Source organism: Aestuariimicrobium sp. T2.26MG-19.2B (genome assembly GCF_950101875.1).
Classification (GTDB): Bacteria; Actinomycetota; Actinomycetes; order Propionibacteriales; family Propionibacteriaceae; genus Aestuariimicrobium; species Aestuariimicrobium kwangyangense.
The window spans coordinates 1996663-2008898 of record NZ_CATNLW010000001.1; the positions used below are offsets into that span (position 1 = coordinate 1996663).

Annotated in this window: 9 protein-coding genes; all 9 read left to right on the forward strand. The window is 68.6% G+C overall.

Annotated features, from left to right (window positions below; translation table 11 throughout):
- Window positions 1-45 precede the first annotated feature (45 nt).
- The 9 genes from QQZ11_RS08855 to QQZ11_RS08895 all read left to right on the forward strand — a co-directional run bounded on the left by QQZ11_RS08855 (window position 46) and on the right by QQZ11_RS08895 (window position 12221).
- A complete protein-coding gene (locus QQZ11_RS08855) occupies window positions 46-2253 on the forward strand; it encodes an NADP-dependent isocitrate dehydrogenase (RefSeq protein WP_284549915.1) in 2208 nt (735 codons plus the stop codon).
- A 154-nt stretch (window positions 2254-2407) separates the two neighbouring features.
- The gene (locus QQZ11_RS08860) at window positions 2408-3760 is read left to right on the forward strand and encodes a hemolysin family protein (RefSeq protein ID WP_022910779.1); all 1353 of its coding nucleotides are present in this window, start codon (window positions 2408-2410) and stop codon (window positions 3758-3760) included.
- Complete coding sequence (locus tag QQZ11_RS08865; protein ID WP_022910780.1) at window positions 3747-4970, forward strand: phosphotransferase; 1224 nt, start codon at window positions 3747-3749, stop codon at window positions 4968-4970. The genes QQZ11_RS08860 and QQZ11_RS08865 overlap by 14 nt, the downstream gene beginning before the upstream one ends.
- A gap of 52 nt (window positions 4971-5022) precedes the next feature.
- Window positions 5023-6054, forward strand: a complete 1032-nt coding sequence (locus tag QQZ11_RS08870; RefSeq protein WP_284549917.1) for an FUSC family protein — start codon at window positions 5023-5025, stop codon at window positions 6052-6054.
- Window positions 6055-6165: 111 nt separating this feature from the next.
- Window positions 6166-7308, forward strand: coding sequence for a BMP family lipoprotein (locus tag QQZ11_RS08875; protein ID WP_284549918.1), 1143 nt, complete (start codon window positions 6166-6168; stop codon window positions 7306-7308).
- A gap of 153 nt (window positions 7309-7461) precedes the next feature.
- Entirely contained in the window at window positions 7462-9075 is a 1614-nt protein-coding gene (locus QQZ11_RS08880; protein ID WP_284550203.1) for an ABC transporter ATP-binding protein, read from the forward strand.
- A complete protein-coding gene (locus tag QQZ11_RS08885) occupies window positions 9072-10280 on the forward strand; it encodes an ABC transporter permease (RefSeq protein WP_342395068.1) in 1209 nt (402 codons plus the stop codon). The genes QQZ11_RS08880 and QQZ11_RS08885 overlap by 4 nt, the downstream gene beginning before the upstream one ends.
- Before the next feature lie 110 nt (window positions 10281-10390).
- Entirely contained in the window at window positions 10391-11725 is a 1335-nt protein-coding gene (locus tag QQZ11_RS08890) for an ABC transporter permease (protein WP_446698843.1), read from the forward strand.
- 1 nt (window position 11726) lies between these two features.
- Entirely contained in the window at window positions 11727-12221 is a 495-nt protein-coding gene (locus QQZ11_RS08895; protein WP_342395070.1) for a cytidine deaminase, read from the forward strand.
- The last annotated feature ends 15 nt before the right edge of the window (window positions 12222-12236 follow it).

Below are 12236 nucleotides of genomic sequence, written 5' to 3' on the forward strand. Positions count from 1 at the left end.
GCGGCGTGCCGTCGAGCGCGTCCGTCCACCTCGTGAGGAGCAGCGATGACGCAGACCATCCACTGGACCAAGATCGACGAGGCGCCCGCCCTCGCCACCCACTCGTTCCTGCCCATCGTGCAGAGCTTCCTCGCCGGGAGCGGCATCGAGGTGGTGACCTCCGACATCTCACTGGCGGGTCGCATCCTCGCGCAGTTCCCCGAGCGACTCGCCGCCGGGCAGCAGGTGGCCGACAACCTGGCCGAACTGGGCGCTCTCACGCTGAAGCCCGAGGCCACCATCATCAAGCTGCCGAACATCTCGGCCTCCGTGCCCCAGCTGAAGGCGGCCATCGCCGAACTGCAGTCACAGGGCTTCGACGTGCCCGACTTCCCCGAGAACCCCACCACCGCGGACGAGGCCGACACCGCCGCCCGCTACGCCAAGGTGCTGGGCTCGGCCGTCAACCCGGTGCTGCGCGAGGGCAACTCCGATCGTCGGGCACCCGCCTCGGTCAAGAACTTCGCCCGCAAGCACCCCCACCGCCTCGGACCGTGGACCCCCGCCAACCGCGCCTCGGTGGTGTCGATGGCCGACGGCGACTTCTACGGCCATGAGCAGTCGGTGGTCACCGAGCGCGCCACCACGCTGAGCATCGTGCTGCAGACCGCAGACGGAACCGTCGTGCTGAAGGACGCCGTACCCACCCTCGACGGCGAGATCGTCGACGCCACCTTCATGTCGGCCGCGCGGCTGCGCGCCTTCTACGCTGCCCAGATCGAGAAGGCGAAGTCCGAGGGCCTGCTGCTGTCGCTGCACCTGAAGGCCACCATGATGAAGGTGTCCGACCCGGTGATGTTCGGCCACGCCGTCAGCGTGTTCTACGAACCGGTACTGACCCGGCACGCCGCCGCCATCGCCCAGATCGGGTTCAACCCCAACCAGGGAATCGGCGACCTCTACGCCAAGCTCCCGCAACTCGACCAGGCGACCGCCGACCAGATCCGCGCCGACATCGATGCCCTCTACGCCGAGCGACCCGCTCTGGCCATGGTCGACTCCGACAAGGGGATCACCAACCTGCACGTGCCCTCGGACGTGATCATCGACGCGTCGTTGCCCGTGGTCATCCGCGACTCGGGCCAGATGTGGGACGCCAAGGGCGGGCAGCAGCAGACCCTCGCCATGGTGCCCGACCGCAGCTACGGCCCCATGTACGAGGCCGTCATCGCCGAACACAAGCGCAACGGCGCCCTCGACCCGGCGACCATCGGGTCGGTGCCCAACGTCGGACTGATGGCGCAGAAGGCTGAGGAGTACGGCTCCCACCCGACCACGTTCGTCATCCCGGAGGCCGGCCGTGTGCAGGTGCTCGACGGGGACACCGTGGTGATGGAGCACGAGGTCGAGGCAGGTGACATCTGGCGGATGAGCCGGGTGCGCGACATCCCGGTGCAGGACTGGGTCAAGCTGGCGGTGAGCCGGGCACGGGCCACGGGGGCGCCGGCCGTGTTCTACCTCGACGCCGCCCGCGCCCACGACGCGAACCTGATCGCCAAGGTGAAGACCTACCTGGCCGACCACGACACCGAGGGGCTCGACCTGCAGATCATGGCTCCGGTCGAGGCCATCACCTTCTGCCTGGCCCGCATCCGCGAGGGGAAGGACGCGATCTCGGTCACGGGGAACGTGCTGCGTGACTACCTGACCGACCTGTTCCCGATCCTCGAACTGGGCACCTCGGCCAAGATGCTGTCGATCGTGCCGCTGCTGGCCGGTGGTGGCCTGTTCGAGACCGGGGCGGGGGGTTCGGCCCCCAAGCACGTGCAGCAGTTCGTCGCCGAGAACTACCTGCGCTGGGACTCGCTGGGCGAGTTCTCGGCGCTCGGGGCAGCACTGGAACACCTCGCCGCGGCGGGCAATCCGAAGGCCCAGGTGCTCGCCGATGCCCTCGACCGTGCGATCGGCACCTTCCTGGACGAGAACCGTTCGCCGGCTCGGCGGGTGGGACAGATCGACAACCGTGGGTCCCACTACTACCTGGCCAGCTACTGGGCCAGGGCGGTGGCCGAGCAGGACGCCGACCCCGAACTCAGGCAGCGCTTCGCGCCGATCGCCCAGGCCCTGGCCGACAACGAGGAGACCATCAACGCCGAACTGATCGGCGTGCAGGGGCACCCCGTCGACATCGGCGGCTACTACCACCCCGACGAGCAGAAGGTGCAGGCGGCGATGCGGCCGTCGTCCACCCTCAACTCCATCATCGGGCTGTAGTCATCGGCTGAGACCGACCCCGTCTGCCTCACCCGGCACCCCTTGCCCGTGAACCCCGGGCGAGGGGACCCGGGTGGCAGGGGTGGGTCCGTCCATCCGGATGGGCTCCCCGCGGGGTCCGTTAGGCTGGGCGAACCATCGCCCGGGAGAGTTCGTGACCCAGACCCTCAGCAACATCGCCCTGATCTTCGTCTTCATCCTGATCGGCGGCATCTTCGCCGCCGCCGAGATGGCCCTGGTCAGCCTGCGCGAGAGCCAGGTGAAGCAGATGTCGTCGCGCGGCAAGCGCGGGGCGGCCATCCAGCGCCTCACCCAGAACCCCAACCGTTTCCTGTCGTCGGTGCAGATCGGTGTCACCCTGGCCGGGTTCCTCTCCGCCTCGTTCGGCGGTGCCACCCTGGCCAGCTCGCTCGCTCCCCAACTGGTGCGGATCGGGGTGCCCGATTCCATCGCCGGCACGGTTGCCCTGGTGCTGATCACCGTGGCGATCAGCTACTTCTCGATCGTGCTCTCGGAGCTGACCGCGAAGCGGCTGGCGATGCAGCGGGCCGAGGGTTTCGCCCTCTCCCTGGCGCCCATGGTCGACGGCATCGCGCGTATCTCGAGGCCGTTGATCTGGTTCCTCGGCAAGTCGACCGATGTCGTCGTCCGGGTGCTCGGTGGTGACCCCAACGCCGGCAAGGAAGAGGTGACCGACGAGGAGTTGCGTCAGATGGTGTCGAGTTCGGCCACCCTGGGCGACGAGGAACGACACATCGTGGACGAGGTCTTCGACGCCGGGGAACGCTCCCTTCGTGAGGTGATGGTGCCCCGCACCGAGGTGGACTTCCTCCCCGGTGACATGCCCGCCTACCGCGCCATCCGCGAGGTGCAGGGCGCCCCGCACTCCCGGTACCCGGTGTCGGACGGCTCGACCGACCGCATCGCCGGCTTCCTGCACGTGCGCGACCTCATGGACCTCGACCCGGCCACCCGTTCGGCCCCCGTGCGGCAACTGGTGCGTCCCGTCGTGAGCCTGCCCGACACTGTCAAGGTGTTGCGCGCGCTCACCGACATGCGCCGCGAGGGCGCCCATCTGGCCATCGTGCTCGACGAGTACGGCGGCACCGCGGGCATCGTCACCCTCGAGGACCTCGTCGAGGAACTGATCGGCGACATCACCGACGAGTACGACGTGGTCGCCGACGAGGACCTGGCCCACGCACAACTGCGCGACCTCGACGGGCTGACCACCTTGGGTGAGTTCGAGGAGAGGGCCGGCTACGTGCTGCCTGAGGGGCCCTATGACACGGTCGCGGGCTACGTCATGTCACAACTGGGCAAGGTGCCCGAGGTGGGGGACACCTTCTCGGTGGAACTCGAGCGCTCCGACGGTGCCCCCGGTGACCGGCCCGAGGTGATGAGCTTCGACTTCGAGGTCGCCGACCTCGACGGACGCCGAGCCAGCTGGTTGCGCGTGCACGGCACCCCGCCCCCGCCGGTGGAGACGGCGGATGAGGGCGACTGACGACGCCGACGGCTCGCTGCTGCTGACCTCGGACCGGATCGGGGCCCTGCTGCAGGCGGTCGTCGAGCGGGCGGGCGGCCACCTGGGGGAATGGTCGATGGACCATGTCGACTCCAACCCCGGACTGTCGACCACGGCCACCTATGTCGCCCAGGTGCACTGGCCCTACGGCGAGCGTGAAGAGCTGATCGGGGTGTCCGCTCGCACCGGGGGCCGGGGGAGCGGGGACGAACGTGCCCTGCTGTTCACCATCGACGGACGTGAGGTGGCCGCGTGGGTGTATCCCGCCGACCCCGAGTTGCCGGGACTGCAACGGGCCGCCTATCCCGAGCGGATGGCCGAACTGATCAACGATGAGGGGCTGCTCGACCGCCCCATCAGCTCGGGTCAGATCAGTCTCGCGATGATCGGCTACCGCCCCCGCCGTCGGGCGGTGCTCCGGTGCGCGATCGCGGACCCCAGGACGACGTTCTACGTGAAGGTGCAGAAGGCACGCGCGTTCGCCGAGACCCTCCACCGGCACCGGCTGCTGCTCGACGCCGGTGTGCCCTCACCCGTCGTCCGGGTGGCCACCGACGACCACATCCTGGTGCTGGACGAACTCCCGGGCCGTCCCTTGGCCAAGGCGATCTTCGACCCGGCCCCGCCGTGCACGGCGGAGGCGCTGATCGACCTGCTCGACTCGATGCCCTCGTCGGTGGCCGCGCTCGAGCGGCGCCCGCCGTGGTCGGATGCGGTGGACCACTACGCCGGGGTGATCACGGCGGCCATGGCCGACCAGGGCCCCCGGCTCGCATGGATGTGCGCCCGCATCCATGAGGGACTCGACCCGATCGAGGTGGGGAACGAGGCGACCCATGGCGACTTCCACGAGGGTCAGGTGTTCGTCCGCGACGGGGTTCCCTCGGGCATGCTCGACATCGACACGATCGGCCCCGGGCGCCGGGCCGATGACCTCGCCTGCCTGGTGGCGCATCTGTCGACCGTGCAACGCATGAACCCCGAGCAGAAGGCGACCGTCCATGCGCTGATCCGACGGTGGGTGCCGGTCTTCGACGAGCGGGTCGACCCGGTCGAGCTGAGGCTGCGTTCGGCAGCCGTCATCATCTCGCTGGCGACCGGACCGTACCGGGGGCAGGAGCCGGACTGGTGGCGGGAGACCACCTGGATCCTCGATGCAGCCGAGGCCCTCGTCCGCCAGGTCAGCTGAGGTGTGCACCCCGGGCCGGGGAACAGGCCCGCGGGTAGGGTGACTGCTCGTGGTGAGGGCGAGCGAACTGGGCAGGCAGGCGCTGCGGGTCAACCCCGCGCGGGCTGACCACCTGGTCGCCACGCGTGCGGCCGTCTCTGTCGTCGTGCCCCTGCTCGTCGTCGTCTGGCTGGGGCGCCTGGACTGGGCTCCCTGGGTGTCCTTCGGCGCGCTCACCTCGCTCTACGGGCGCACGGTGCTCGACCGCGACCGCTTCGGCCAGCAACTGTGGGCCGGCGCATCCTTGTGCGCGGCCGTCGTGTCGGGGGTGCTCATCTCGGGGCTTCCCCACGTGGAGTGGTGGGTGGTGGTGCTCGGGTCCGTCGTCTCGTTCGCGGGATCCCTGCTCGGTGACGCGGTCAGGTGGCACCCACCGGGGCCCCTGTTCATGCTCTTCGGACTGGCCGTCTGCGCCTCGACCGGGGTCGGCGCGTCCCGTGCCCCGGTGGCGCTGGTGGTGTGTGCCAGCACCGTCGCCTTCTCGCTCGTCGTCGGGCAGGTGGGCGCCGCCGTCGGCGGCAGGCTCGGTCGACCGCGGATCCCGCGTCCACACTTCACGAGGGCCCTGACTCCCGAGGACGCCCTCCGGCACCTGCTCAGGTTCGTGCTGGCCACCAGCCTTGCGGGCACGATCGCGACGCTGGTGGGTGGCACCCATCCCTACTGGGCGATGGTGGCCGCGTGTGCGGCCCTTGGCGGTCCCGACCTGGCCGCGCGGCTGGTGCGTGGTGTGCACCGGGTGATCGGCACCCTGGTCGGACTGGTGCTCGCCGCCGCCGTGCTGGGAGTGCACCCGCGGGGGGTCTGGCTGGTGGTGGTGATCGCCGCGCTTCAATGGGTCACCGAGGTGTTGGTCGGACGCAACTATGCACTCGCCTGCGTCTTCATCACACCCCTGGCTCTTTCCATGGGGCAGTTGGCCCATGAAGTGCCGGTCAACGCATTGATCGTCGACCGTGGCTGGGAGACGTTGTTGGGTGCCGCCGTTGCCATTCTGGTGCTGCTCGCCATTCCCTCGAACCGGACCTCGATCACGCGTCAGTAACGGTGTCACGCATATGAGGGACCGCGGTTCGCCATGGGAAGAACAGCGGGTTACGCTGGCCACGCTCATCGTCGAGTCAGACCTGCTCATCCTGTCCCGGAGGAACCCCCTGTGAAGAAGTCGTTGCTCTCGGTCTCAGCCATCCTGGCTGCTTCCGCCCTCACCCTGACGGCCTGTGCGCAGGCCCCGTCGTCCACGCCCTCGGCCAGCGGCTCGACCTCGTCGAGCGCCTCGTCCTCGGCGTCGGCCTCGACCAGCACCTCGGCCGCCAATGCCGACTTCAAGGCCTGCATGGTCTCGGACTCGGGTGGCTTCGACGACAAGTCGTTCAACCAGACCTCCTACGCCGGGCTGACCAAGGCCAAGGCAGATCTGGGCATCCAGACCGGGCAGGTCGAGTCGACCGACGCCAAGGACTTCGCGACCAACATCCAGACGATGATCGACCAGAAGTGCAATGTCATCGTCACCGTCGGATTCCTGCTCTCGGACGCGACCGTTGCCGCCGCCAAGGCGAACCCCGACATCAAGTTCGCGATCGTCGACGACAATCCGGCCGGTGCTGCCGGCCTGAAGAACTTCAAGGCTCTGGTCTTCAACACCGCCGAGTCGTCGTTCATGGCGGGCTACCTGGCCGCCGCGCAGACCAAGTCGGGCAAGGTCGGCACCTTCGGTGGCATGAAGATCCCAACCGTGACGATCTTCATGGACGGCTTCGCCCAGGGTGTGGAGTACTACAACAAGCAGAAGAACAAGAGCGTGCAGGTACTCGGCTGGGACGCCGCCAAGCAGGACGGCCAGTTCGTGCCCGAGCCCAACCCGTTCGACAACATCGCCGGCGGCAAGACCACTGCGACCAACCTGGTTTCGCAGGGCGCCGACATCCTGTTCCCCGTCGCCGGACCGGCCGGTCAGGGAGCCCTGCAGGTGGCCCAGTCGAGCAATGGTCAGGTCAACGCGATCTGGGTCGACACCGACGGTTGCGTCTCCGCCGCGAACTTCTGCAAGAGCATCGTGAGCTCGGTCTACAAGGGCATGGACGTGGCGGTCTTCGACACCATCAAGGCTGCCCAGGAGGGTTCGTTCTCCTCCGATCCCTACGTCGGCACCCTGGCCAACGCCGGCACCGGTCTGGCCCCCTTCCACGACTTCGACGGACAGGTCTCGGCCGAGACCAAGTCGGAGCTCGAGAAGATCAAGAGCGACATCGAGGCGGGCACCATCAAGATCACCTCGGCCGCCCAGCCCAAGTGACCCACTCGCCCCGGTGAGCGAACAGTTCACGTGACGGGGCAGTGACCGGCACGTTCAGACGGGAGGGGTCCCTCGTGGGCCCCTCCCGTTTGTCACCCCCGGCACCCCAGACCCAGAGTCAACGTGTGGAAGGATGCGACCGTGAACGAGCCAGTGTCGTCCCAGCAGGCCCAGCCGGCCCCGTCCCACCAAGCTCCGTCCCACCAGGCTCCGGCCCCCCAGGGGCTGAGCCTGCGTGGCATCACGAAGCGGTTCGGGTCGTTGACGGCCAACGACGGCATCGACCTCGACATCGTGCCTGGGCGGATCCACTGCCTGCTGGGTGAGAACGGCGCCGGCAAGTCGACGCTGATGAACCAGCTCTACGGGCTGCTCGACCCCGACGAGGGCGAGATCTTCATCGACGGCACGCCCCAGAAGTTCGCCAACCCCAAGCAGTCGATGGCCGCCGGCATCGGTATGGTGCACCAGCACTTCATGCTGGTTGACGTGTTCACCGTGGCCGAGAACCTGGTGCTGGGTCGGGAACAGGGACCCTTCGGCACCCTCGACATGCGCAGCGCCCGACGCACCGTCATCGAACTCTCCGAGCGCTACAACATGGCGGTCTCACCCGACTCGGTGATCGAGAACCTGCCCGTCGGGGTGCAGCAGCGCGTCGAGATCCTCAAGGCCTTGGCCAACGATGCCAAGTACCTGATCTTCGACGAGCCCACCGCCGTGCTGACACCCCAGGAGATCGACGAGTTGATGGCCGTGATGACCTCGTTGCGCGACGAGGGTCGGGCCATCGTCTTCATCACCCACAAGTTGCGCGAGGTGCGTGCCATCGCCGATGACATCACCGTCATCCGCCGTGGTGCCGTGGTGGGGCAGCCGCCCCGCGATGCCAGCGAGCAGGAACTGGCCGAACTGATGGTCGGACGATCGGTCAGCCTCAAGGTGGCCAAACAGGCACCCAGGCTCGGTGACACCCGGCTGGTGGTCGACCACATCTCGGTGGCCGACGACGCCGGCACCGTGGTCGTCGACGACGCCAGCTTCGAGGTCAAGGGCGGCGAGATCGTCTGCATCGCCGGGGTGCAGGGCAACGGCCAGACCGAACTGGCCGAGGTGCTGCTGGGGTTGTTGCCGGTGCTGCACGGTGAGGTCACCCTCGACGGACGCTCCCTGACCCGGCTCAAGCCCAAGGAGGTGCTGCGTGCGGGGGTCGGCTTCGTCCCCGAGGACCGGCAGCACGACGGTTTCGTCGGCACCTTCTCGGTCGCCGAGAACCTGGTGCTCAACCAGATCGAGGAGTTCTCCCGGGGCGGCATGCTCGACCTCGGACGAATCTCGGCCAACGCCGAGCAGAAGGTGCAGGAGTTCGACATCCGCACCCAGTCGATCAGCCTGCCGGTGAACTCCTTGTCGGGAGGCAACCAGCAGAAGGTGGTGCTGGCCAGGGAACTGTCGCGGCCGCTGAGCCTGCTGGTCGCCAGCCAGCCCACCCGCGGTGTTGACGTCGGCGCCATCGAGTTCCTGCACAAGCGCATCGTCGAGGAACGGGACGGTGGCACGGCAGTGGTGATCGTCTCGACCGAACTCGAGGAGGTCGAGTCGCTGGCCGACCGCATCGCAGTCATGAACAAGGGACGCATCGTCGGCATCGTCCCGGCCGGTACACCCCGCGACGTGCTCGGCCTGATGATGGCCGGCATCCCCCACGACGAGGCCGTGGCGGCAACCCGCGCCACACCCGCCGACCCCAACCAGGAGGACGCATGACCGAGTCCCCAACCCCCGATCGGACCGCCCGTCGTCCTGTGCGGCTGGCGCGCGTCGACTGGTCGGAGATCACCGTCACGGTGTTCGCCCTGCTGCTGGCCTTCGTGATCGGCGCCGTGCTGATGGTCATTGCCGACACCGAGGTGCAGCAGAAGTTCACCTACTTCTTCGCACGCCCCGGCGACGCCCTCACAGCCAGCTTCGACAAGATCTCGACCTCGTACGGGGCACTGTTCCGCGGCGCCTTCGGCGGGATCGGTCCGATCACGAACACCATGGCCCAGTCGGCGCCGCTCATCTGCGCCGGTCTCGGCGTGGGGCTGGCCTTCCGCGCCGGACTGTTCAACATCGGCGGCCAGGGGCAGGCCATCATGGGCGCGATGTTCGGCGCCCTGGTCGGTTTCAAGCTGACGGGGCTGCCGCTCGTGGTGCACCTTCCGCTGGCGATCCTCGCCGGTGTGGTGGCCGGGGGCATCTGGGGCGGCTTCGTCGGCTTCCTCAAGGCACGCACCGGGGCCCACGAGGTGATCGTCACCATCATGATGAACTACATCGCCGGTGGACTGTTGTCGTTCGCGCTCACCCAGGCCCTCTTCCGACGCCCCGACCGCGCCGACCCGATCGCCCCCGTGGTGGCCTGGAACGCCACCTTCCCCAGGATCGCAGGCACGCAACTGCACCTGGGCTTCCTGCTGGCGCTGGTGGCGGCCTTCGTGGTCTGGCTCGTGATCGAGCGCACCAGCCTCGGGTTCCGCATCCGGGCTGTCGGGTCCAACCCCAGCGCCTCGGCCACCGCCGGCATGAGCGTCGCGAACACCACCATGGTCACGATGGCACTCTCGGGGGCCCTCGCCGGGCTCGCCGGGGTGCAGGTGGCGCTCGGTCCCATGTCGGGCGCCACCCCGACCCCGCTGACGGCAGGGCTGGTCGGCACCATCGGCTTCGACGCCATCACCGTGGCCCTGTTGGGACGCTCCCGTCCGCTGGGCACCGTCTTCGCGGGACTCCTGTTCGGCGCCCTGCACGCCGGTGGCCTGGTGATGCAGGGCACAGGCACCCCCAAGGAGCTCACCACCGTGCTGCAGGCGCTCGTCGTGATGTTCGTGGCGACTCCCATGCTGGTCCGCACCCTGCTGCCCTTCCTCAGGGCCCGGCGCGCCCGTCGGGCCGTGCCAGCCGTCGCCTCCTCGGGAGGGTTGGCGTGATGAGCAACCCCCGCCTTCCCCGCCCGGACGAGGTGCCCGGCGACGTGCCGGCCCCTGACCGGGACAGCACCCCACCGCAGATCGTCACCCCGCAGCAGGCCCCCCAGGAGATGACCGTGACCTCGGTGCTCAACGAACCGACGGCGGATGCCCCCACCGACCAGATCGCTGCGGCCCAGGAGGTGCACCTGGCCACCACCGAGTCGCGCGAGAACCGCACCGCGCGGCTGTCGACCGGGGTGCTGCTTGCGCTGATGGGTCTGGTGCTCCTGCGCCTCATCTTCGCCACCCACGGCAAGGCCACCTTCGCCCTCTCGGACGCCCTGGTGCCCCAGGCCGAGCGCCTGCCCGACATCGTGCTGCCAGGGGTCCCCCTGGTGGTGGTGGCGACGGTGGTCATGCTGGCGGCGGCGCTCGCCTTCCTGTTCGGACGTCGCCTCCCGGGGTGGGTCCGCGGCGTGGCTGGCGCAGGAGCAGCCACGGCGCTCGTGATCGGTTTCATCACCTGGGCGGCTGCGGGTCGTCCGCTGCCCTTCCAGGTCTCGAACCAGTTGGCCGGCACCCTGGTGTTCGCGACACCGCTGGTCTTCGGTGCCCTCGCGGGTGTGCTGTGCGAGCGCTCGGGGGTGGTCAACGTGGCCATCGAGGGCCAGATGCTGACCGCCGCCTTCACCGCCACCCTGGTCGGTGCCGTCACGAAGTCAGTCACCGCGATGCTGGTCGGCGCCGTTCTCGCCGGTGTGCTGATGGCCGCGGTTCTGGCGCTGTTCACCATCAAGTACATCGTTGACCAGGTGGTGATCGGGGTGGTGATCAACCTGTTCGCCAGCGGGCTGACGGCCTTCCTGTTCAAGGCGATCATGGCGCCCAAGCCCCAGCTCAATGAGGCACCCCTGATGGAGCGCATCCCGATCCCGGTGCTCAGCGACATCCCCTTCCTCGGCGAGGTGCTGTTCCGTCAGACCTGGCTGGTCTACCTGGCGTTCGTGAGCGTCGCGGTGGTCTCGTTCCTGCTGTACCGCACCAAGTGGGGGCTGCGGGTCCGGGCCGTCGGGGAACACCCGCAGGCAGCCGACACCGTCGGCATCTCGGTCACGGCGACCCGCTGGTCAGCCGTGCTCGTCGGCGGAGTCTTCGCCGGTCTGGGCGGGGCGTTCTTCCCGGCCTCGACGGGGCTGTTCAACGACGACATCACCGTCGGCAACGGCTTCATCGCGTTGGCGGCTGTGATCATGGGCCGGTGGAAGCCGATCCTGGCCGCCTGCATGGCCCTGTTCTTCGGCTTCCTGCAGCAGTTGGGGTCGCAGGTGCAGACCCTGGGCACGCCCATCAACTCCCAGTGGCTGATCCTGCTGCCGTACTTCGCCACGATCATCGCGGTCGCCGGGTTGGTGGGCAGGGTGCGTGCACCCGCCTCGGACGGCGTCCCCTACGTGAAGGCCTGACATGGCTGACGACACCGAGATGGCTGACAGGATCGACCGGGCTGCCGACATCGACCGGGCTGACGAGATCGACTGGGCTGACAGGATCGACTGGGACGGGCTCCGCGCGAGGGCCAAGGACATGGCTGCGCGGGCCTATGCCCCCTACTCGAACTTCCCGGTGGGCGCCGCGGCGCTCGTGGACGACGGCCGCGTCGTCGAGGGATGCAATGTCGAGAACGCCGGCTATGGGATGACCCTGTGCGCCGAGTGCGGACTCGTCAGTGACCTGGTCGCAGGGGGAGGCGGTCGGCTCGTCGCGTTCGCCTGCGTGAACGCGTTCGGGGAACCACTGATGCCGTGTGGACGTTGTCGCCAGCTGCTGTTCGAGCACGGTGGCCGCGAGTTGCTGATGGACACCCCACGCGGTGTCTGGACCTTGGACCAAGTGCTGCCGCAGGCCTTCGGACCCGATGACCTCGACCACGTGGCCGCCCACCGCGATGTCGTCGGCTGAGCCCTGGCACCGGGT